Origin of the sequence: Pseudoduganella sp. UC29_71 (assembly GCF_042693265.1) — a bacterium.
Lineage (GTDB): Bacteria > Pseudomonadota > Gammaproteobacteria > Burkholderiales > Burkholderiaceae_D > Rugamonas.
In genome coordinates this window covers 1,153,125-1,170,310 of record NZ_CP170549.1, presented here as the reverse complement: position 1 = coordinate 1,170,310, position 17,186 = coordinate 1,153,125, and the positions used below count along the sequence as shown (strand labels likewise).

The 17,186-nt window shown below is 64.6% G+C and carries 18 protein-coding genes, 1 tRNA gene and 1 pseudogene; all 20 read right to left on the bottom strand.

Translation table 11 applies throughout. The annotated features are described in order from the left end of the window. Positions 1-31: 31 nt before the first annotated feature. The 20 genes and pseudogenes from nuoK to ACFJI2_RS05115 all read right to left on the bottom strand — a co-directional run bounded on the left by nuoK (position 32) and on the right by ACFJI2_RS05115 (position 17,186). A complete protein-coding gene (gene nuoK, locus ACFJI2_RS05210) occupies positions 32-340 on the bottom strand; it encodes an NADH-quinone oxidoreductase subunit NuoK (RefSeq protein WP_008450334.1) in 309 nt (102 codons plus the stop codon). Further along, complete coding sequence (locus ACFJI2_RS05205) at positions 337-969, bottom strand: NADH-quinone oxidoreductase subunit J (protein ID WP_377704041.1); 633 nt, start codon at positions 967-969, stop codon at positions 337-339. The genes nuoK and ACFJI2_RS05205 overlap by 4 nt, the downstream gene beginning before the upstream one ends. 28 nt (positions 970-997) lie before the next feature. Beyond that, on the bottom strand, positions 998-1,486 hold the full coding sequence (nuoI, locus tag ACFJI2_RS05200) for an NADH-quinone oxidoreductase subunit NuoI (protein WP_056397264.1): 489 nt from the start codon (positions 1,484-1,486) through the stop codon (positions 998-1,000). Positions 1,487-1,495: 9 nt separating this feature from the next. Further along, positions 1,496-2,578: an NADH-quinone oxidoreductase subunit NuoH gene (gene nuoH / locus ACFJI2_RS05195; RefSeq protein ID WP_377704040.1), complete on the bottom strand. Its 1,083-nt coding sequence runs from the start codon at positions 2,576-2,578 to the stop codon at positions 1,496-1,498. Beyond that, complete coding sequence (nuoG, locus tag ACFJI2_RS05190) at positions 2,578-4,908, bottom strand: NADH-quinone oxidoreductase subunit NuoG (RefSeq protein WP_377704039.1); 2,331 nt, start codon at positions 4,906-4,908, stop codon at positions 2,578-2,580. The genes nuoH and nuoG overlap by 1 nt, the downstream gene beginning before the upstream one ends. A gap of 17 nt (positions 4,909-4,925) precedes the next feature. Further along, complete coding sequence (gene nuoF / locus ACFJI2_RS05185; protein ID WP_377704038.1) at positions 4,926-6,221, bottom strand: NADH-quinone oxidoreductase subunit NuoF; 1,296 nt, start codon at positions 6,219-6,221, stop codon at positions 4,926-4,928. Next, the gene (gene nuoE, locus ACFJI2_RS05180) at positions 6,218-6,706 is read right to left on the bottom strand and encodes an NADH-quinone oxidoreductase subunit NuoE (RefSeq protein WP_107874902.1); all 489 of its coding nucleotides are present in this window, start codon (positions 6,704-6,706) and stop codon (positions 6,218-6,220) included. The genes nuoF and nuoE overlap by 4 nt, the downstream gene beginning before the upstream one ends. A gap of 18 nt (positions 6,707-6,724) precedes the next feature. Continuing rightward, positions 6,725-7,978 (bottom strand): NADH-quinone oxidoreductase subunit D, encoded by a 1,254-nt coding sequence (locus ACFJI2_RS05175; protein WP_107874899.1) that lies wholly within the window; start codon positions 7,976-7,978, stop codon positions 6,725-6,727. Further along, on the bottom strand, positions 7,978-8,571 hold the full coding sequence (locus ACFJI2_RS05170) for an NADH-quinone oxidoreductase subunit C (RefSeq protein WP_377704037.1): 594 nt from the start codon (positions 8,569-8,571) through the stop codon (positions 7,978-7,980). Before ACFJI2_RS05170 ends, ACFJI2_RS05175 begins: the two co-directional genes overlap by 1 nt. A gap of 18 nt (positions 8,572-8,589) precedes the next feature. After that, the gene (locus ACFJI2_RS05165) at positions 8,590-9,066 is read right to left on the bottom strand and encodes an NADH-quinone oxidoreductase subunit B family protein (protein ID WP_056397301.1); all 477 of its coding nucleotides are present in this window, start codon (positions 9,064-9,066) and stop codon (positions 8,590-8,592) included. 3 nt (positions 9,067-9,069) lie between these two features. Next, entirely contained in the window at positions 9,070-9,429 is a 360-nt protein-coding gene (gene ndhC, locus ACFJI2_RS05160; protein ID WP_056397304.1) for an NADH-quinone oxidoreductase subunit A, read from the bottom strand. Positions 9,430-9,617: 188 nt separating this feature from the next. Further along, a tRNA-Leu gene (locus ACFJI2_RS05155) sits at positions 9,618-9,702 on the bottom strand. Between the two features lie 131 nt (positions 9,703-9,833). After that, positions 9,834-10,289, bottom strand: a complete 456-nt coding sequence (gene secG / locus ACFJI2_RS05150; protein ID WP_377704035.1) for a preprotein translocase subunit SecG — start codon at positions 10,287-10,289, stop codon at positions 9,834-9,836. Between the two features lie 48 nt (positions 10,290-10,337). Then, positions 10,338-11,099: a triose-phosphate isomerase gene (gene tpiA, locus ACFJI2_RS05145; protein ID WP_377704034.1), complete on the bottom strand. Its 762-nt coding sequence runs from the start codon at positions 11,097-11,099 to the stop codon at positions 10,338-10,340. Between the two features lie 86 nt (positions 11,100-11,185). Beyond that, the gene (locus tag ACFJI2_RS05140; protein WP_377704033.1) at positions 11,186-12,163 is read right to left on the bottom strand and encodes an NAD(P)H-quinone oxidoreductase; all 978 of its coding nucleotides are present in this window, start codon (positions 12,161-12,163) and stop codon (positions 11,186-11,188) included. Between the two features lie 115 nt (positions 12,164-12,278). Beyond that, positions 12,279-12,875 (bottom strand): tetratricopeptide repeat protein, encoded by a 597-nt coding sequence (locus ACFJI2_RS05135; protein WP_377704032.1) that lies wholly within the window; start codon positions 12,873-12,875, stop codon positions 12,279-12,281. Positions 12,876-12,973: 98 nt separating this feature from the next. Continuing rightward, on the bottom strand, positions 12,974-13,750 hold the full coding sequence (locus tag ACFJI2_RS05130) for a GIN domain-containing protein (protein ID WP_377704031.1): 777 nt from the start codon (positions 13,748-13,750) through the stop codon (positions 12,974-12,976). Between the two features lie 137 nt (positions 13,751-13,887). Continuing rightward, a complete protein-coding gene (locus tag ACFJI2_RS05125) occupies positions 13,888-14,934 on the bottom strand; it encodes a serine endopeptidase (protein ID WP_377704030.1) in 1,047 nt (348 codons plus the stop codon). Positions 14,935-14,978: 44 nt separating this feature from the next. Then, a pseudogene (locus ACFJI2_RS05120) lies at positions 14,979-16,480 on the bottom strand (ATP-binding protein). Next, positions 16,473-17,186, bottom strand: coding sequence for a response regulator (locus ACFJI2_RS05115; RefSeq protein ID WP_181259912.1), 714 nt, complete (start codon positions 17,184-17,186; stop codon positions 16,473-16,475). Before ACFJI2_RS05115 ends, ACFJI2_RS05120 begins: the two are co-directional and overlap by 8 nt.

Sequence of the window (17,186 nt, the reverse complement as noted above, 5' to 3'; positions counted from 1 at the left end):
ACCTTAATGTTTATTATTCGAGGTTGTTAACTCAGCCTTTGAGGCTGTCCAGGTCTTCCACGTTGATGGTGTCCAGGTTACGGAACATCACCACCAGGATCGCCAGGCCGATTGCCGATTCGGCAGCCGCCACGGTCAGAATGAAGAAGACGAAGATCTGACCGGCCGCGTCGCCCAGGTAGTGCGAGAAGGCGATGAAGTTCATGTTCACTGCCAGCAGCATCAGTTCGATGGCCATCAGCAGGACGATGATGTTCTTGCGGTTCAGGAAAATACCGACGATCGAGATCGCGAACAGGATCGCGCCCAGGACCAGGTAGTGAGCCAGAGATAAAGTCATTGCGCCTCCTTCGTTGCTTCAGTCGTTGCCGCGTCGCGGGCGGTCGCCTTCATCTTGACGATGCGCAGGCGGTCGTTGCGCTTGACGCGTACGGCGTCAGCAGGATCGAAGTACTTGATGTCCTTGCGCTTGCGCAGGGTCAGCGCCACGGCGGCGATGATGGCCACCAGCAGCACGGCTGCGGCGATCTCGAAGGCGTAGATGTACTCGGTGTAGATCAGCATGCCCAGCGCCTTGGTCGAGCCGATGGTGCCGGCCGCTTCCGGCGCGGCTGCGCCGTTGATGCCGAACGAGCGCCAGATCACCGAGGCCATTTCCAGCACGATGATGCCGCCGATCACGGCGGCCACCGGCAGGTAGCCCCAGAAGCCTTCGCGCATCTTGGCCACGTGGATGTCGAGCATCATCACCACGAACAAGAACAGCACCATCACGGCGCCGACGTACACCAGCACCAGCACGATGGAGAGGAATTCAGCTTTCAGCAGCATCCAGATGCCCGCGGCCTGGAAGAAGGCCAGCACCAGGAACAGCGCGGCCTGAACCGGGTTCGGGGCCGTGATTACGCGGATCGACGCCAGCACCAGGATGGCGGAGAACACGTAGAATAAAACGGTTGTAAAGTCCATTTGTAGTCCAGATCAGTATCGGTGGCGATCAGCGGTACGCTGCATCCGCTTCGCGGTTGGCGGCGATGTCCGCTTCGTAGCGGTCGCCCACTGCCAGCAGCATCTCTTTGGTGTAGTACAGATCGCCGCGCTTCTCGCCGTGGTATTCCAGCACGTGGGTTTCCACGATGGAGTCCACCGGGCAGGATTCCTCGCAGAAGCCGCAGAAGATGCACTTGGTCAGGTCGATGTCGTAGCGCGTGGTGCGGCGCGAGCCGTCGTCGCGCTGTTCCGATTCGATCGTGATGGCCATCGCCGGGCACACCGCTTCGCACAGTTTGCAGGCGATGCAGCGCTCTTCCCCGTTCGGGTAGCGGCGCAGCGCGTGCAGGCCGCGGAAGCGCGGCGACATCGGCGTCTTCTCTTCCGGGTACTGCACCGTGATCTTGCGCGCGAACATGTACTTGCCCGTCAGGGCCATGCCTTTGATCAGTTCCGACAGCATCAGGCTGCCGAAGAAGTCTTTAACTTTTTCCATGTTGCTTCCTTACTTCCAAATATTCCAGGACGTCTGCATCACGCCGGCAACCAGCACCAGCCAGACCAGGGTCAGAGGGATGAACACTTTCCAGCCCAGGCGCATGATCTGGTCATAGCGGTAGCGTGGGAAAGTACCGCGCACCCAGATGAAGATCGACACGATGGCGAAGGTCTTCACGAACAGCCAGAAGAAGCCGCCGAAACCGCCGCCGAATTCCAGGAACTTGAACGGTGCAGCCCAGCCGCCCAGGAACATGATCGATGCCAGCACGCCGACCAGGATCATGTTGGCGTATTCGGCCAGCATGAACATGGCGTACGACATGCCCGAGTATTCCACCATGTGGCCGGCCACGATTTCCGACTCGCCTTCCACCACGTCGAACGGGTGGCGGTTGGTCTCGGCCAGGCCGGAGGTCAGGTAGATCACGAACAGCGGCAGCAGCGGCAGCCAGTTCCAGGACAGGAAGTTCAGGCCGGCGTCGACCATCTGGCCCCTGCCCTGCATGCCCACGATGTCGATGAAGTTCAGCGAACCGGACACCATCAGGATCACCACCAGCACGAAGCCCATCGGGATTTCGTAGGAGATCATCTGCGCCGAGGCGCGCATCGCGCCCAGGAAGGAGAACTTCGAGTTCGATGCCCAGCCGGCGATGATCACGCCGTACACTTCCATCGAGGTCACGGCCATCAGCAGCAGCAGGCCGGCGTTCACGTTGGCCAGCACGGCTTCCGGACCGAAGGGCACCACCGACCAGGCGGCCAGCGCCGGCATGATGGTCATCACGGGACCGATCACGAACAAGCCCTTGGCGGCCTTGGTCGGGATCACGATTTCCTTGAGCAGCAGTTTCAGCGCGTCGGCGATCGGCTGCAGCAGGCCGGCCGGGCCGACACGGTTAGGACCGATACGGATCTGGATCCAGCCGATCAGCTTGCGCTCCCACAGGGTGGCGTAGGCGACCAGGCCCATCAGCGGCAGCAGCACGCACAGCAGCTTGATCATGGTCCAGACGAAGAACCACACTTGCGGGCCGAGCAGGGCCGAGCCGTTGGTGGTGATGGTGTTGACGAATTCCAGCGCCATTACTTGGCCTCCCCTGCTTTGGCTACGGTGATGGCGCCGAACATGGCGCCCAGCTTGGCGGTCGACTCGTGTGCGGCAGGCACGCGGATCACATTGGCCGCCAGGCCTGCGTCGATCACGGCTTCCAGCACGGCCGAACCGCTGCCCTGGGTCACACTGACCTTGTCGCCGGACTTGATGCCCAGCGCGGCGGCGGTCGCCACCGGGATGCGCGCCACGGGGGCGGCGCCGTCGATGGTGGCCAGCAGCGGGCCGGAGCGGCGTGCGATGGCGTCGGCGAAGTGGATAGGCACGTCGGCCAGGCGCTCGAGCGCGCCGGCGATACCGAAGGTGGCCGAGGCCACGGCCTTCTTCGACACGTTGTTCAGCTTGGCCGACAGGTCGGTCACGCCCTTGCCGAACAGCTCGTCGCGGATCGCTTCCGAGGTGTCGTAGTCGAAACCGGACAGGCCCAGCACATTGCCCAGCACGCGCAGCACTTTCCAGGCCGGACGCGCTTCAGCCAGCGGCTTGACGGTGCCGTTGAAGCTCTGTGCGCGGCCTTCGGCGTTGACGAAGGTGCCCGAGGTTTCGCTGAACGGCGCGATCGGCAGCAGCACGTCGGCGTAGTCCATGCCGTGCTTGAAGGCGGACATGACCACCACCATTTCGGCTTGCTTCAGCGCGGCGGCGGCCGCTTGCGGGTTGGCCGCGTCCAGCTCCGGTTCCGCGTTCAGCAGCACGTAGGCTTTCTTCGGCGCGGAGAAGGCCGGCGCGGCGTTCTTCGCGGTGGCCTTGGCCAGGTAGCCGCCCACGGTGTTGGCGGCGTCCACCAGGTAGCCCAGCTTGGCGCCGGTCTGCTCGGCGATCCACTGCGCGGCGGCGTGCAGCGCGGACGCTTGCGGATGCGCGGCGGCGGCGTTGCCCAGGAAGACAGCCTTGCGCTCGCCCGACAGCAGCGAAGCGGCGATGCCCTTGGCGGCGTCGGAAGCGTTGATGCCTTCGAAGCCGGCCGGCGCAGCCACTTCCTTGGCGGCGGCAACAGCGGCCACCACTTCGGACAGCGCGGCCAGCCAGTCGGACGGCGCGGCGGTGATGTGGTTGGCCACGGTGATCAGGCTGTCGTCGGCGGTCGCGTTCAGCACCGACAGCTTGGCGCCCGACTTGACGGCGGCGCGGATGCGGGTCGCCAGCAGCGGATGGTCCTTGCGCAGGAAGGAGCCGACGACGAACACGCGCTGCAGGCCGGTCACGTCGGCAATCGGCATGCCCAGCCATGGCGTCACTTCGCCGTCCAGCGCGAAATCGCTCTGGCGCAGGCGGAAGTCCACGTGCTCGGAACCGAGCGCGCGGGTCAGCTTTTGCAGCAGGTGCAGTTCTTCGGTGGTCGAGTGCGGGGTCGCGTAGGAAGCGATCGCGTCGGCGCCGTGTTCATGCTTGATGTTCTTCAGGCCGTGCGCCACGTATTCCAGCGCGGTCTGCCAGTCCACTTCCTTCCACTCGCCGCCCTGCTTCAGCATCGGCTGGGTCAGGCGCTCGGCGCTGTCCAGCGCCTCGTAGGAGAAGCGGTCCTTGTCGGAGATCCAGCATTCGTTGACCGCGTCGTTTTCCAGCGGCAGCACGCGCATGACCTTGCCGCCCTTGACCTGGACGATCAGGTTGGCGCCCAGCGAGTCGTGCGGGGACACCGATTTGCGGCGCGACAGTTCCCAGGTACGGGCGCTGTAGCGGAACGGCTTGGACGTCAGCGCGCCCACCGGGCACAGGTCGATCATATTGCCCGACATTTCGGAGCTGACCGCTTCGCCGACGAAGGTGGTGATCTCGGAGTGCTCGCCGCGGCCGACCATGCCCAGCTCCATCACGCCGGCCACTTCCTGGCCGAAACGCACGCAGCGGGTGCACTGGATGCAGCGCGCCATTTCCTGCATGGACACCAGCGGGCCGGCCTGCTTCGGCACGACCACGCGCTTTTCCTCCGCGTAGCGCGACTCGCCCTTGCCGTAGCCCACGGCCAAGTCCTGCAGCTGGCATTCGCCGCCCTGATCGCAGATCGGGCAGTCCAGCGGGTGGTTAATCAGCAGGAATTCCATCACGGACTTTTGCGCCTGCACCGCTTTTTCGCTGTGCGAGCGCACGATCATGCCGGCGGACACGGGCGTGGCGCAAGCGGGCAAAGGCTTGGGCGCCTTTTCCACTTCGACCAGGCACATGCGGCAGTTCGCTGCGATCGACAATTTCTTGTGATAGCAGAAGTGCGGGATGTAGGTTCCCAATTTGTTGGCAGCGTCCATCACCATGCTACCAGCAGGGACTTCGACTTTCTTGCCGTCTATTTCGATTTCAACCATGGTGATCGTTACGCAGCTTAGAGGTAAGCGGGCACCAAGCAATGCTTGTGCTCGACGTGATATTCAAATTCTTCGCGGAATTGCTTGACGAAGGCGCGTACCGGCATCGCGGCGGCATCGCCCAGGGCGCAAATGGTGCGGCCCTGGATGTTGTCGGCGACCGAGTTCAGCAGATCCAGATCTTCCGGACGGCCCTGGCCGTGCTCGATGCGGTGGACCACGCGGTACATCCAGCCCGTGCCTTCGCGGCAGGGGGTGCACTGGCCGCACGATTCTTCGAAGTAGAAGTAGGCCAGCCGTTCCAGCGCCTTGACCATGCAGCGCGTCTCGTCCATGACGATGATGGCGCCCGAACCGAGCATGGAGCCGGCCTTGGCGATCGAGTCATAGTCCAGGTCGGTCTGCATCATCAGGTCGCCGCGCACTACGGGCGCCGACGAACCGCCGGGAATGACGGCCTTGATCTTCTTGCCGCCGCGCATGCCGCCGGCCAGCTCCAGGAAGGTCGAGAACGGCGTGCCCAGCGGGACTTCGTAGTTGCCCGGACGCTCGACGTCGCCCGAGATCGAGAAGATCTTGGTGCCGCCGTTGTTCGGCTTGCCCAGCGCCAGGTAGTTCTCCGCACCCATGTTCAGGATGAAGGGAACGGCAGCGAAGGTTTCCGTGTTGTTGATGGTGGTCGGCTTGCCGTACAGGCCGAACGACGCCGGGAACGGCGGCTTGAAGCGCGGCTGGCCTTTCTTGCCTTCCAGCGATTCGAGCAGCGCGGTTTCCTCGCCGCAGATGTAGGCGCCGTAGCCGTGGTGCGCGTGCAGCTGGAAGCTGAACTCGCTACCCATGATCTTGTCGCCCAGGAAGCCGGCGGCGCGCGCCTCTTCCAGCGCTTCTTCAAAGCGCAGGTACTCGGCGAAGATTTCGCCGTGGATGTAGTTGTAGCCCACCGTGATGCCCATGGCGTAGGCGCCGATGGCCATGCCCTCGATCAGTGCATGCGGGTTGTAGCGCATGATGTCGCGGTCCTTGAACGTGCCCGGTTCGCCTTCGTCTGTATTGCAGACGAGGTACTTCTGGCCCGGGAACTGGCGCGGCATGAAGCTCCACTTCAGGCCGGTCGGGAAACCGGCGCCGCCGCGGCCGCGCAGGCCCGAGGTCTTCAGGTCGGCGATGATGGCTTCCGGCGCGATCTTCTCTTCCAGGATGCGGCGCAGGGCCGAGTAGCCGCCACGCTTGACGTAGTCGGCCAGGTGCCAGTTGTCGCCGTTCAGATCCTTCAGGATCAGCGGCTTGATGTGACGGTCGTGCAGACTGGTCATTTGTTAGCTTCCTTCAGTTCAACCACGAGCGCATCGATCTTGTCGTTCGACATGAAGGAGCACATGCGGTGGTTGTTTACCAGCAGCACCGGGGCGTCGCCGCAGGCGCCCATACATTCGCCTTCCATCAGCGTGAATTCGCCGTCGGCGGTGGTGTCGCGGTAATCGATGCCCAGCTTCTGCTTCAGGTGGTGCGCAGCGCGCTCGCCGCCCGACAGGGCGCACGGCAGGTTGGTGCACACGGTGATCTTGTGCTTGCCGACCGGCTTGGTGTTGTACATATTGTAGAAAGTGGCCACTTCCTGCACGGCGATGGCCGGCATGCGGATGTAGTCGGCCAGTTCCTGCATCACTTCGGTGGAGACCCAGCCCAGTTCAACCTGGGCGTGGGCCAGCGCGGCCATCACGGCGGACTGGCGCTGGTCGTCCGGATACTTGGCCAGCTCGCGGTCGATTTTTTTATAGCACTGCTCTGATAACAACATTCTCTTCGCCTCTCGGACTTAGCGGTCAATACTGCCGAACACGATGTCCTGTGTACCAATGATGGTCACGGCATCGGCAATCATGTGGCCACGCGCCATTTCGTCCAGCGACTGCAGGTGGGCGTAGTCTGGCGCGCGCAGCTTCATGCGGTATGGTTTATTGGCGCCGTCCGATAGCAGGTAGATGCCGAACTCGCCTTTCGGATGCTCCACCGCAGCGTATGCTTCGCCCGGCGGCACATGGAAGCCTTCGGTAAACAGCTTGAAGTGGTGGATCAGCGATTCCATATTGGTCTTCATGTCCACGCGCGACGGCGGCGCCACCTTGCGGTTGCTGGACATGACCGGACCCGGATTGTTGCGCAGCCATTCCACGCACTGCTTGATGATGCGGTTGGACTGGCGCATCTCTTCCACGCGCACCAGGTAGCGGTCGTAGCAGTCGCCGTTGGTGCCCACCGGGATGTCGAAGTCCATCAGGTCGTACACTTCGTACGGCTGCTGCTTGCGCAGGTCCCACTCGATGCCCGAGCCGCGCAGCATGGCGCCGGTGAAGCCCATGGCCAGCGCGTCTTCCGGCGTGACCACGCCGATGCCCACGGTACGCTGTTTCCAGATACGGTTGTCGGTCAGCAGCGTTTCGTATTCGTCGACATAGGTCGGGAAGCGGCGCGTGAAGTCTTCGATGAAGTCGAGCAGCGAACCCTGGCGGTTGTCGTTCAGTTCCTTGATGGTCTTGGCCGACTTGATCGGCGAAGCCTTGTGCTGCGGCATGGCGTCCGGCAGGTCGCGGTACACGCCGCCCGGACGGTAGTAGGCCGCGTGCATGCGCGCGCCCGATACCGCTTCGTAGCAGTCGAACAGGTCTTCGCGGTCGCGGAAGGCGTACAGGAAGGGACCCATGGCGCCCACGTCCAGCGCGTGCGCGCCCAGCCACATCAGGTGGTTCAGCAGGCGCGTCATCTCGTCGAACATGACGCGGATGTATTGCGCGCGCAGCGGCACTTCCACGCCCAGCAGCTTCTCGATCGCCATCACGTAAGCGTGCTCGTTGCACATCATCGACACGTAGTCGAGGCGGTCCATATAAGGCACGGACTGCAGGTAGGTCTTCTGCTCGGCCAGCTTCTCGGTGCCGCGGTGCAGCAGGCCGATATGCGGGTCGGCGCGCTGGATCACTTCGCCGTCCAGCTCCAGCACCAGGCGCAACACGCCGTGCGCTGCCGGGTGCTGCGGACCAAAGTTCAGGGTGTAATTCTTAATCTCAGCCATTATTTCATCCCGTAGTTTTCTTCGCGGATCACGCGCGGCACGTTTTCGCGCGGCTCGATCGTCACAGGCTGGTAGATCACGCGCTTCTGTGCTTCGTCGTAGCGCATTTCCACATAGCCGGAGACCGGGAAATCCTTGCGGAACGGATGGCCCACGAAGCCGTAGTCGGTCAGGATGCGGCGCAGGTCGTTGTGGCCTTCGAACAGGATGCCCAGCAGGTCGAACGCTTCGCGCTCGTACCAGTTCACGGCACGCCAGATCGGCATCACGGACGCCACCACCGGCATGTCGTCGTCGGGCGCGAACACGCGCACGCGCACGCGCCAGTTGTGCTTGACCGACAGCAGGTGCGACACGACCGCGAAACGCAGGCCGTCCCACGTGCCTTCGCCATAGGTCGAATAGTCGACGCCGCACAGGTCGATCAGCTGCTCGAAATGCAGCGTCGCGTCGTCGCGCAGGGTCTGCATGACGGCGTAGTAATCGGCCGCTTTCACGGTCACGGTGATTTCACCCAGCGCTACTACCGTAGTAACGCGATCGCCCAAAGCCGTAGCCAGGGCGTTTTGCAAGACTTCCAATTGTGTACTCATAGTTCTGAAGCGCCCCGTTTAGCGTGCGATCGTGTTGGTACGCTTGATCTTGTTCTGCAACTGCAGGATGCCGTACAGCAGCGCTTCGGCCGTAGGCGGACAGCCCGGCACGTACACGTCCACCGGTACGATGCGGTCGCAACCGCGCACCACGGAGTAGGAATAGTGATAGTAGCCGCCGCCGTTGGCGCAGGAGCCCATCGAGATGACCCAGCGCGGCTCGGACATCTGGTCGTAGACCTTGCGCAGTGCCGGCGCCATCTTGTTGCACAGCGTGCCGGCCACGATCATCACGTCGGACTGGCGCGGCGACGGACGGAACACGATGCCGAAGCGGTCCAGGTCATAACGGGCAGCGCCCACGTGCATCATTTCAACCGCGCAGCAGGCCAGGCCGAACGTCATCGGGAACATCGACCCGGTGCGCGCCCAGTTGATCAGCTTGTCGGCTGTGGTGGTGATGAAACCTTCGTTTAATACGCCTTCAATAGCCATGGCTTATTCCCAATCAAGGGCACCTTTCTTCCAGATATACCAAAAACCGACCACGAATTCGGCGATGAACACCATCATCGTAATGAAACCCTGCCAGCCCAGTTCGCGCATCGAGACGCCCCATGGGAAGAAGAATGCCGTTTCCAGATCGAACAAAATAAAGAGAATTGCGACGAGGTAGTATCGTACGTCGAATTTCATGCGCGCGTCTTCGAAGGCTTCGAAACCGCACTCGTAGGGGGACAATTTGGCCGCGTCAGGCTTGTGTGGGCCGAGCAGACGGCCGAGCACCTGGGGAACTACGCCGACACCGACGCCGACGAGCAGGAATAAGAGAACGGGGAAGTAATTTTCGAGGTTCATTGATGAGCTTAATGTTGAACGATCGGTTAGGAAGGCACCGCGCTACCCTGCGGTACATTTAACGCTCGACCCCAATCAACATTGAGACCAGGATCAAACGACACATCCTCGTAAAAAAACCAGCTTAGGCCCGGGCGGAGGGTTTTACTCCCCTGCCCAGACGCACCTGCTGGCTTTCTTTATTTCTTTGGTGCCGACGACGAGACTCGAACTCGTACAGCTTTCGCCACTACCCCCTCAAGATAGCGTGTCTACCAATTTCACCACGTCGGCGTTAAGCCCGTTATTCTACAGTGATTTCACTGCTTTGTTAATGCGTATTGCGGCAAAACAAGAAGAAAACGGTAAAGCTTGACTGAATCCCTAGAGTATCCGGGGCATCCTCGCCCCGGGAATATCAGGTATTACTTTTGCGGCGCTGGCGCAGGCGCAGCCGGTGCCGAAGCGGCCGGTGCGGCCGGAGCCGAGGCAGCAGGTGCGGCCGGCGCAGGCACGCCTGCGGCCGCGGCCGCTTCAGCGGCGCTCGGCGCAGCCGGTGCCGCGGCAGGAATCGCCGCGGCGCCCTTGGTCGGCGCCGGCGCGGTGATCTTGTCCATCACGCCGCCGCCGGTGCTGATGCTGCGGTTGCTGGCCATGGACGACAGCGCCAGGGTGGCGGCGAAGAAGATCGCGGCGGCCACGGCAGTCGACTTGGACATGAAGTTGGACGAGCCGCTGGCGCCGAACAGGCTGCCCGAGGCGCCGGAGCCAAAAGCCGCGCCCATGTCGGCGCCCTTGCCGTGCTGCAGCAGCACCAGGCCGATGATGGCCAGCGCCGACAGAACCTGTACGACGATGATGAGGTTGTGCAAAGTGTTCATGCTATTCCATTTCCAGTTGAAGGTATTTCAGTTAAATCCGTACTGCCACTACCCGGCCGCGTGCACGATGGCGAGGAAATCCGCCGCCTTCAGTGCCGCACCGCCGATCAGGCCGCCGTCGATATCGGGCTGGGCCAGCAATTCTTTCGCGTTGTCCGGCTTCATGCTGCCGCCGTACAGGATCTGCATGCCGGCCGCCACCGCTGCGTCGCGCGTGGCGACCTGCTGGCGCAGCTGCGCGTGCACTTCCTGCGCCATGGCCGGCGTGGCCGTCTTGCCGGTGCCGATGGCCCAGACCGGCTCGTACGCCAGCACGATCTTGCCCACGGCGGCCGTTTCCAGCACATCCAGCACCGCCTGCAGCTGCGCGCACACCACCACGGCGGTGCGCCCTGCTTCGCGCTCGGTCAGCGTTTCGCCCACGCACACCACCGGCGTCAGGCCGGCGGTCAGCGCGGCCAGCGCCTTCTGCGCGACCAGCTCATTGCTCTCGTGATGGTAGGCGCGGCGCTCCGAATGGCCCACGATGACATAGCGGCAAGCGAAGTCGGCCAGCATGGACGCCGCCACCTCGCCGGTGTAGGCGCCTGCGGCATAGGCCGAGACATCCTGCGCGCCCCATGCGACCGGCGAACCCGTCAGCGCAGCCTGGCATTGTGCCAGGTAAGGCGCGGGCGCGCACACGGCGCAATCCGCCTGCCTGGCTGCGGGTTCAGCCGCAACGCCAGCCGTAATGCCGGACAACAGCGCAGCGTTGCGGTCGCGGCTGCCGTTCATTTTCCAATTTCCGATGACGAGTTTGCGTCGCATAGTAGCCTAAAATTCAATAACCCGCTATTTTAACGCGAGCCGCAAACCGGGGTCAAACCAGCGCCGCCACAGCGTTGTTAATCCGGCTATATTTCCAGCATGATTTTGCCGACGTGGGTGCTGCTTTCCATCAGCGCGTGCGCGGCGGCGGCCTGCTCCAGCGGAAATACCTGGTGGATCACGGGCTTGATGGCGCCCGATTCGAGCAGCGGCCAGACGCGCGCGCGCAGCTGGGCCGCAATGCGCGCCTTGAAGGCCACGGAACGCGGGCGCAAGGTGGAACCGGTGACGGTGAGGCGGCGGCGCAGCACCTGGCCCAGGTCCAGCGTGGCCTTGGCGCCGCCCAGCAGCGCGATGACCGCGATGCGGCCGTCGTCGGCCAGGCAGTTGATCTCGCGCGGCAGGTAGTCGCCCCCCACCATGTCCAGGATCACGTCCACGCCCTTGCCGCCGGTCAGTTCCTTGACCACGGCGGCGAAGTCCTCGGTTTTATAGTTGATGCCGCGCTCGGCGCCCAATTGCTCGCAGATGCGCGCCTTGTCGTCGCTGCCGGCGGTGGCGAACACGCGGTGGCCCATGGCGGCCGCCAGCTGGATGGCCGTCACGCCGATGCCGGAAGTGCCGCCCTGCACCAGCAGGGACTCGCCCTGCATCAGGTGGGCGCGGTCGAACACATTGCTCCACACGGTGAAGAAGGTTTCCGGCAGCGAGGCCGCCTCCAGCATGGACCAGCCCTTGGGCACCGGCAGGCACTGCTCCACCGGCGCGGCGCAGTATTCGGCGTAGCCGCCGCCCTGCGCCAGCGCGCACACCAGGTCGCCCTTGCTGAAGCGGCTGCCGGCCAGGTCGCCGTCGACGATTTCGCCGGCCACTTCCAGGCCCGGCAAATCGGACGCGCCCGGCGGCGGCGCGTAGCTGCCCAGGCGCTGGAACACGTCCGGCCGGTTGATGCCGGCCGCGTGCACCTTGATCAGCACTTCGCCAGCCTTGAATCCGGGAACGGGACGCTCGCACAGGCGCAGCACGTCGGCCGGGCCGGGCTGGGTAATTTCTATCGCACGCATGGCTGCCCTCTCATAGTGAAAGGGCGATTGTACCTTGGCGGGTTACGCTGCGCTAACCCGCCCTACGTGACCAAGTGCGTAGGGCGGGTTAGTGCGCAGCACGTAACCCGCCACCTCAGCCGCCGCCCGTACGCGACTGCTTCGGCAGCGGCGTACCCACCTTCCACGCGGCCGACAGCGCCTGCCCCTCCTCGATCTGCTCCGGCGTCATCTTCTTGACCACGGCGGCGCGCTGCTCGGCAGCGTTGGCCGAACCGTTGGCGGCGGCCAGGTTCCACAGCATATAGGCCAGCACGTTATCCTGCGGCATGCCGCCGATGTGATAGCGGTACATCAGCCCCAGCGTCTGCTGCGCGTCCGCGTGGCCCTGCTCGGCCGCCTTGCGGAACCAGATCACGGCCTGCTTATGGTCCTGGATCACCGCGTTGCCGGTGTAATACATGGCCCCCACCACATACTGCGCGTCGGCCTTGCCCTTCATGGCCGCCTTGCGGTGCCAGTTCAGCGCCTGCTTGTAGTCCTGCGGCACGCCGCGGCCCATGTAGTACATCAGCCCCAGCAGATGCTCGGCATCGGTATTGCCGGCGCGCGCCAGCGGCTCGATTTCCTTGTATGCCAGGCTGTAGTTCCGGTTGTTGTAGGCCGTGGCCCCTTCGGCGAAGCCGGCCCGCGCGGCGTGCTGCACGCCCAGCGCGAAACCGATCGCGATCATTATTTGTAATAGTTTTTTCATGTTGCTCAAGAAATGGGTACTTGTGTCTCTTATTACCGCGCTCCCGCGCGGCACCATTTATGCTTTGGCCGTGCGGCCTACTTCCAGCTGACCTTGCCCAGGCCGTCGACACTGACGTTGCGGTTGGCCGGCTTGCCATAGACTGTGACCGACCCCAACCCACTGAGGTTCAGTGTCGCGTTGTCGCGCGCGGTCACGGTGGCGTTGCCCAAGCCGCTCAACTCCAGGCTGACGCTGTCGGCCTGGAACTGCTGCGCGTTCAGGCCTCCCAGCCCGCCCAGCGTGGCCTTCAGCATCTTGCTGCGCCCGCCTATGGTGACGTAGCCGGCGCCCTGCAAGTCCAGCTCCACGCTGTCGTTCTCGCTGGCCCACACGTGCATGCTGCCCACGCCGCCCAGGTTGACCCGCATGGTGCGGTAGTCACAGACCACCTTCATGCTGCCGGCCCCCTCCAGCGTCAGCTCGATGTCGTCGCCGCTGAAGCCGGTCACCTCGGTGGTGCCGACGCCGTCCGACACCACCTGACGCAGGTTGGGCAGCACCAGTTCGGCGCGCAGCGTGCTGCGGTTGAGCTTGAACCCATGCACCTCCGAATCCAGGTGCAGCGTGTCGCCCGACTGGGCGGTGGTGATCTTGCCGATATAGCGCTTGTCGGCGATGACGGTGAGCGAGGGCGTATCGCCTCGTCGCAACTTGAGGTCGATCACGCCATCCAGCTTGACCCGCACCACGCGCGCGTCGATGGCGCGGGTCTCGGTAACGGTCTCGTCGGCGGCGCGGGCGGCCGGCAGCGCGAAGCCGAAGGCGGCCAGCAGCAGGCCGAAGCGGAACATCATGGATGCGGAAATGGTCATGTCTGGAATCCTCGAGCGGGCGTATCGCCCTACATTATCGGTATTCCAACACTATACCCAAGCCCTCCCCGTCCCGGCCGGATTTGCGACGAACTGCAAAAAACGCGGACCAGATTACATATTCGAGGCGGATTTGCTTACTGCGGGGCGGCTTGGGCGGGGGTGCCGCAGGCGTGGCAAAAGCGGCTGAAGGCGTTCTTGCGGGTGCTGCAGCTGCCGCAGTGGTCGTACAGCCCGATGCCGCAGTGCGGGCAGAAGTCGATCGCCGGGTCTTTCAGGTCCACCTTGCGCTCGCAGCCGGGACACACGCTCTTGGCCAGCCGCGCCAGCGCCACGTCGTATTGCAGGGTTTCCCGGCGCTGCCGGTCGGGCATGGCTTCGGCGGCCTTCTGCCGCTCCAGGTAGCGCTGCAGCGAGACGATGGCCTGGCGGCCGATCAGCACCGTCAGCGCGATGCCGACGAGGTAGCGCACGTAGCCGCCGTAGCTCGGCAGATACGGCACCAGCTCGACGAAAAAGGCGAAGCCGGCGAAGAAGACGAAACCCCACACGAAGGGCCAGTACTTGCCCTTGCGCCGGGTCTTGAACAGCCAGCCCGCCGCCAGCAGCAGCGGCAGCGTGAGCAGCAAACGGTAGCCGAACACGCGCAGCTCGCGCGCCCGCAGCGCGTCGCCGTAGGGCACGCGCGCGGCCTCTTCCAGCGCGTTCCATTGTTCCTGCGCCTGGTCCCTGGCCTGGCTGGCGTCCAGGTCAGCCTGCTCCTGCGCCTCCACCAGCGCCAGCGCCTGCCGCTCGGCGGCGGCCAGCGCGTCCAGCTCGCGGGTACGCTTGATCACTTCGGGGTCCTGCTCGGAGCGCGCCGTGACGCTGCGCGTGGCCAGCCAGTTGTCGAAGGTCTCGCGCGCCGAGTGGCTGTTGGCCACCGCCACCTGGTGCTTCTGGCGCGCCTGCTGCAGCGCGGCGTTGGCGTCGGCCTGGCGGCGCTGCTGCTGCGCCAGCGCGGCCTTGAGCTGCCCGGCGCGCGGCTGCTGCATGAACTGCTCGACGGTGAGCGTGTCCTCCACGCCGCCCAGGTTGCCGACAATCTTGCCGCCCAGGCCGATCAGGAACCAGGCGAACGCCAGCGCCACCAGCCACAGGCCGCGCTGGAACCATTTCTCGGACAACCGCAGCGATTTGCTCATGTCAGCCTTTCTGTCAGTCTTTCTGTCAGCTTTCTGGCAGCCTGTCAAAGCGGGACGAAGGCGCCACCCGGCAGCACGATGGTGGCGCAGAAGCCGCCGCCGGGCGCGTTGGCCAGCAGCAGCTCGCCGCCGTGCGCCTGCACGATACCACGCGCAATGCCCAGGCCCAGCCCCATGCCGCTGTTGTTCTGGTTGCGGCCATGCTCCAGGCGCACATAGGGCTCGAACAGGCCGGGCAGCGCCTCGTCCGGCACGCCGGGGCCATGGTCGCGCACTTCGATCTCGATATTGCCGGCGTGCTCGCGCACCGCCAGCTCCACTTGCCGCCCGTAGTGCAGCGCATTGTTCAGCAGGTTGCCGATGGCGCGCTTGAGCGCCAGCGGCTTGGCCGCCACGCTCAGGCCCGACGCGGTGAACGACACCGCGTGCCCCGCCAGCTGCGCATCGCGCACCATGCGCCCCAGCAGCGCGTCCAGCCGCACCTCGGTGGGGTTCTCGTGGATGTCGCTGTCCTTCACGGTTTGCAGCGCGCCCTTCACCATCATGTCCAGCTCATCGAGGTCGTCGTGGAACTCGCTTTGCATGTCCTCGTCGTCCAGCAGCTCGGTGCGCAGCTTGAGGCGCATGATGGGCGTGCGCAGGTCGTGCGAGATGGAGACGAACAGCCGCTCGCGGTCCTCGATGTAGCGCTGGATGCGCTGGCGCATGGCCTCGAAGGCGCGCGCCGTGTTGACAAATTCGCGGCTGCCGGTCTCCGGCAAGGCCGGCGCGTTCTCCCCCTTGCCGAACGCCGTGGCGGCCTCCGACAGCGCCGCCAGCGGCCGCGTGATCCAGCGCACCACCATGATGGACAGCAGCAGCACCGCCGCCAGCGACAGCGCCTGCAGCAGCAGCCGGTCGCGCGTCAGCGGGTTGCCGGTTTCGAGGAAATAGGGGTTGGGCATCAGCGTGGCCAGGTAGAGCCAGTGGCCCGGGTCCATCTCGACCTGGATCAGCAGCACCGGCGCCGGCTTGGTGAGCATGATGTGCTGCACCCAGGTGTCCGGCAGGTCGGCGATGGTGGCGCCGTTGTCGCCCACCGGCAGCTTCTCCGGCCAGGCAAAAGCCAGCCGCACGTCGGCCATGTTCGGCAGGTCTTCCTTCAGCGTGGCGCGCACCTGCCTGAGCGCGGCGTCGGCCAGCTCCTGGCCGGCGATGGCGCGCACCTGCACCGGCGCCCGGTTGATGTTGACCAGGAAGCGCGTGCCGCCCATTTCGCGGAATTGCTGGATGATGAGGGGCCGGTAATCGGCGGCAGGCTGAGAAAGAAGCGCACCGCGCTGGCGGCGCTGTGCGCCAGATGCTGCGCGGCGGTGGTGGTCTCGCTGAGCGCTTCGGCACGGCGCTGCGCGGCCCAGATGATGTTGCCCACCAGCTGGGTGAGCAGCACGCCGATCACCATGACAAGCGTCAGCCGCCCGAGCAGAGATTGCGGCAGGAGGCGCGGCAAGATGCGCGGCAGCCAGCGCGCGGAAACACCCGCGCCGCCCGCACCGGCCTTACGCATTGGACGCGGTGACGTCGGCCGAGAACACATAGCCGGCGCCGCGCACGGTCTTGATCAGCAGCGGATTGCGTCCGCCGTCGTTCAGGCGCAGGCGCAGGCGGCTGATCTGCACGTCCAGGAAGCGGTCCAGCGGCCCGGAATCGCGCCCGCGCGTGCCTTCGCACAGCGCGCTGCGGTCCAGGATGTCGCCCGCGTGCTCGACGAAGTATTTCAGCAGCTGGAAGTCCAGCCCCGTCAGCGGCACGATCTCGCCCGCCGCGTCGGTGACGGTGCGCGCCACCGTGTCCAGCGTGAAGCCGACGAAGCGGTAATAGCGCGGCGCCGACTCGTTGCCCATGCCGGTGCGTCGGTGGATGGCCTTGATGCGCGCCAGCAGCTCGCGCGGGCTGTAGGGCTTGGACACGTAATCGTCCGCGCCCAGCTCCAGCCCCACCACGCGGTCGGTTTCGTCCGAACTGGCGGTGAGCATGATGATGGGCACGTTGGAACGGCTGCGCACCGCCTTGCACAGCGCGAAGCCGTCCGTGTCGGGCAGCATCACGTCCAGGATCACCAGCGACAGCTCGTCGGCATAGCGGTTGAACTCGGCCAGGAAGGTCTGGCCGTCGTGCGCCAGGCCGACGTCGTACTGGTTCTTCTCCAGGTAGGTCTTCAGCAGGGTACGGGTTTTTTGGTCGTCGTCAACGATCAGGATCTTGCGCATGAT

Bases quoted from the DNA above. Each gene is read 5' to 3' on its own strand.
- ACFJI2_RS05140 (WP_377704033.1), bottom strand. From the start codon at position 12,163: ATGCGTGCGATAGAAATTACCCAGCCCGGCCCGGCCGACGTGCTGCGC.
- ACFJI2_RS05130 (WP_377704031.1), bottom strand. From the start codon at position 13,750: ATGACCATTTCCGCATCCATGATGTTCCGCTTCGGCCTGCTGCTGGCC.
- nuoG (WP_377704039.1), bottom strand. From the start codon at position 4,908: ATGGTTGAAATCGAAATAGACGGCAAGAAAGTCGAAGTCCCTGCTGGT.
- ACFJI2_RS05205 (WP_377704041.1), bottom strand. From the start codon at position 969: ATGGACTTTACAACCGTTTTATTCTACGTGTTCTCCGCCATCCTGGTG.
- nuoK (WP_008450334.1), bottom strand. From the start codon at position 340: ATGACTTTATCTCTGGCTCACTACCTGGTCCTGGGCGCGATCCTGTTC.
- ACFJI2_RS05165 (WP_056397301.1), bottom strand. From the start codon at position 9,066: ATGGCTATTGAAGGCGTATTAAACGAAGGTTTCATCACCACCACAGCC.
- ACFJI2_RS05170 (WP_377704037.1), bottom strand. From the start codon at position 8,571: ATGAGTACACAATTGGAAGTCTTGCAAAACGCCCTGGCTACGGCTTTG.
- secG (WP_377704035.1), bottom strand. From the start codon at position 10,289: ATGAACACTTTGCACAACCTCATCATCGTCGTACAGGTTCTGTCGGCG.
- nuoE (WP_107874902.1), bottom strand. From the start codon at position 6,706: ATGTTGTTATCAGAGCAGTGCTATAAAAAAATCGACCGCGAGCTGGCC.
- nuoH (WP_377704040.1), bottom strand. From the start codon at position 2,578: ATGGCGCTGGAATTCGTCAACACCATCACCACCAACGGCTCGGCCCTG.
- ndhC (WP_056397304.1), bottom strand. From the start codon at position 9,429: ATGAACCTCGAAAATTACTTCCCCGTTCTCTTATTCCTGCTCGTCGGC.
- nuoI (WP_056397264.1), bottom strand. From the start codon at position 1,486: ATGGAAAAAGTTAAAGACTTCTTCGGCAGCCTGATGCTGTCGGAACTG.
- nuoF (WP_377704038.1), bottom strand. From the start codon at position 6,221: ATGACCAGTCTGCACGACCGTCACATCAAGCCGCTGATCCTGAAGGAT.
- tpiA (WP_377704034.1), bottom strand. From the start codon at position 11,099: ATGCGACGCAAACTCGTCATCGGAAATTGGAAAATGAACGGCAGCCGC.
- ACFJI2_RS05125 (WP_377704030.1), bottom strand. From the start codon at position 14,934: ATGAGCAAATCGCTGCGGTTGTCCGAGAAATGGTTCCAGCGCGGCCTG.
- ACFJI2_RS05175 (WP_107874899.1), bottom strand. From the start codon at position 7,978: ATGGCTGAGATTAAGAATTACACCCTGAACTTTGGTCCGCAGCACCCG.
- ACFJI2_RS05135 (WP_377704032.1), bottom strand. From the start codon at position 12,875: ATGATCGCGATCGGTTTCGCGCTGGGCGTGCAGCACGCCGCGCGGGCC.